The sequence below is a fragment of the Phyllobacterium sp. P5_D12 genome (genome assembly GCF_054049495.1).
The window spans coordinates 1-1,593 of sequence record NZ_JBFUMG010000789.1 but is presented as its reverse complement, the minus strand read 5'-3'; the positions used below and the strand labels follow the sequence as shown (position 1 = coordinate 1,593).

Sequence of the window (1,593 nt, the reverse complement as noted above, 5' to 3'; positions counted from 1 at the left end):
CAGTTCGCCCAGTCCAAACTTTTTCGGCGGCAACAGGCTGGACCCGATCTCGCTCGGCACGTCTGTCACTGCGCTTGATGTGGACACGGGCAAAGTCGTCTGGTCAAGGCAACTCGTGCATCACGATATCTGGGATCTCGACACCAATTCAGCGCCGACACTCATCGATATACAGAAGGATGGAGCGACAATTCCGGCGCTGGTGCAGACGTCCAAACAGGGTTTCCTTTATGTCCTCAACCGCGAGACCGGCGAGCCGGTCTACCCGATCGAGGAACGTCCCTTCCCGGCTTCAACGGTACCCGGAGAGACGGCTGCACCGACGCAGCCCTACGTGCCGCTGCCGAAATCCGTAGTGGGAGACAAGTGGCCAGGCGTCTTTGGATTGGCGGACATCGTGAGCTTCGGCTATTGCAGCCGCACCGCTGCGACGTTGCGCGACGAGGGCCGGTTTACGCCGCCCAGCCTTGAAGGCTCGCTTGTTTATCCGGGTACGATTGGGGGTATCGAGTGGGGTGGCGGAGCGGTCGACCCGTCGAGCGGCACCTTCGTTGTCAATTATTCGAGTGCAGTGCAGATCTACAAGCTGATCCCGCGCGCTGATTATGACAAGGCAGCAACTGCCGGGGGCCTGGAAACCGGCGGTTTCTTTCCGATGACGGGCGCACCTTACGGAGTCCAGCTCACAACATTCCTCAATCCTCTGGGAATGCCCTGCTGGAAGCCACCCTATGGTTCAATTGCTGCCTATGATCTTAAAACCGGCAAGCAGCTTTGGGACGTGCCGTTCGGCCAGGTTCAGCAATATGGCTTCTATATGCCTGAGTCGTGGGGATCGATCACCCTGGGAGGTCCAGTCATCACCGCAAGCGGCTTGATCTTCATCGGCGCTTCCATGGACTCGATGGTACGCGCGCTTGATCTTGCAACCGGCAAGGTGTTGTGGAAGTCTCTCGTGTCGGCTCCGGCTGTCGCGCTTCCGGCCGTTTATGAATATAAGGGCAAACAATATGTCGTGTTTGCAGCGGGAGGTAATTCAATCCTCACTCCAAAGGTCAGCGACGAAATTGTCGCTTTCGCCCTGCCGAACTGACGCGCCATCACCATTGCAGCTTGGAACCGGATTGGCAAAAGGGGCTTCGTTAATGAGACGATCCGGTTACTGGTTATTGCGTCATGTCTGACGTAGCGGGCTTTTACTGGCGCAGCGGCGTTCTTGACCCGCAGGGGCCGGTTGGCGCCGCACAGAACACGATATTGTTGAACGCTACAACGATCATGCTGTCAGTGGTCATTCCTGTCATTCTGCTCACTCTCGGGTTCGCCTGGTGGTTTCGGCACAGCAATGCGCGGGCGAATTATATGCCCGACTGGTCCTATTCGGGCCGCATCGAATTGATCGTCTGGTCGATACCCGCGATGGTGGTGCTTTTCCTCGGCGGAATCGCCTGGGTCGGCTCCCACGATCTCGATCCCGGCAAGCAGATCGCTTCCGGCGCCGCTCCGGTCAATGTGCAGGTGATCTCCCTCGATTGGAAATGGCTCTTCATTTATCCCGATCTGGGCGTCGCAAGCGTAAACAGCCTCGTGGTG

1 protein-coding gene and 1 pseudogene are annotated in these 1,593 nt (G+C 57.8%); both read left to right on the top strand.

The window, feature by feature from the left end; genetic code table 11:
• Positions 1–1,093 (top strand): outer membrane protein assembly factor BamB family protein (locus ACXJ5O_RS26435; RefSeq protein ID WP_457302497.1); only part of this gene is annotated, 1,093 nt, incomplete at its 5' end.
• An 83-nt stretch (positions 1,094–1,176) separates the two neighbouring features.
• Positions 1,177–1,593, top strand: a pseudogene (locus ACXJ5O_RS26430) (cytochrome ubiquinol oxidase subunit II); the annotation flags it as partial.